This is a genomic window from Bradyrhizobium sp. P5_C11_2, from assembly GCF_054049755.1.
The window spans coordinates 1-1,190 of the sequence record NZ_JBFULT010001052.1 but is presented as its reverse complement, the minus strand read 5'-3'; the positions used below and the strand labels follow the sequence as shown (position 1 = coordinate 1,190).

1 protein-coding gene is annotated in these 1,190 nt (G+C 53.1%); it reads right to left on the bottom strand.

Annotated features, from left to right (window positions below; all coding sequences use genetic code 11):
* Nucleotides 1-603: 603 nt before the first annotated feature.
* A complete protein-coding gene (locus ACXJL8_RS41585) occupies nucleotides 604-864 on the bottom strand; it encodes a hypothetical protein (protein ID WP_071911332.1) in 261 nt (86 codons plus the stop codon).
* Nucleotides 865-1,190 lie beyond the last annotated feature (326 nt).

The window sequence follows — 1,190 nt, the reverse complement described above, 5'->3', positions numbered from 1 at the left end:
TCTTAAAGCTTACGGTTGTGTTTTAACCCTTAGCGGCTGGGATTCGATGCAGTACACCAATTCCGAAATGAAGCTCGATCAACTGATCGGCTGGGTTGGGCCATCTCGAGATACATGTGCACGAGGATTGCAGCATCGAGCGAGGAAGCAGGTAGGCGAGGGTCGTCCACGACACTCGGACGGACTGCCCTAGAGGCCAAGTCAGAGTTGAAGCCCATAAACGACTCCGAGCCAATGGCAACAGCTCTAACGTCCTAGTACTCGCCGGACGCAAAGCATTCTGATTTCGTTAGTTTGGTGTAGTTGCTCAGCACTCGGGGGATCAATGGATCCTAGAGTCTCGGTACTAAACTTCGTTTCCAATTCTGAAGCCATGCAGATGCAAATCTGCAAGCAAGCGTTCGTCGAAAAGCTGCCTTGCTGCCCGCAGCCGTTTCGGCACGCTGAGAGAAACTGCGGTCGCCATTCTGCAGCCGTGGCGACTGTTATAAAATTGATGGCAGCTATCGTCAGAGCTGGGAGAAACGCGGACATTACTTCGCTTCCCTTTTTTAGTTTGCTGATGGGCCGCTCTAATTCGACTCCATCTTTTTCAATATCTAGCTACTTGCGTAGTTGTCCCCTGAAGCGGAACCACAAATGACCGATCAGTGATAGGACTATGGCGGCCACAATTATCGGAAGCCAAATCGACGTGGTTATGATGAACAAGGAAACGATGACCACACGTCCAAAGACCGATTCGCTGACCGGATTCTTAAGGCGAGCGAAATAGGCGTAGATAATAAAAATGGTGGCCGGCACCATCCACGCGGCGACAAGCACCAGTAACAGGTCAACAAGTTGGCTGGCATAATGGTGCATGAGCGCACCTCCTGACAGCGTCGGCGCGAGTTGCTATCACCGCTGCGAGAGAGGCGGTGATTGTCGACGATAATTGGTCTTTGTTCGCGTTGATGGGCATCTGCACGCTCGGCATCAAACTCATGCGAACCCGCAGCCTTCGAAGCTAGGGCCYCTCAACGCGCACTCGTTGAGATGGCTCGGGCAAGGGCTCGTCCAATGCAATCATAACCATCGGCGGTGTTGTGCAATCCGTCCCACGTTACAAGCGCGCTTTGCGCAACTCCGGCACCGACCGAGTTTCGCATCAGCGCAAAACGAGAGAACAGCCCGACCCGTTCCTGTTT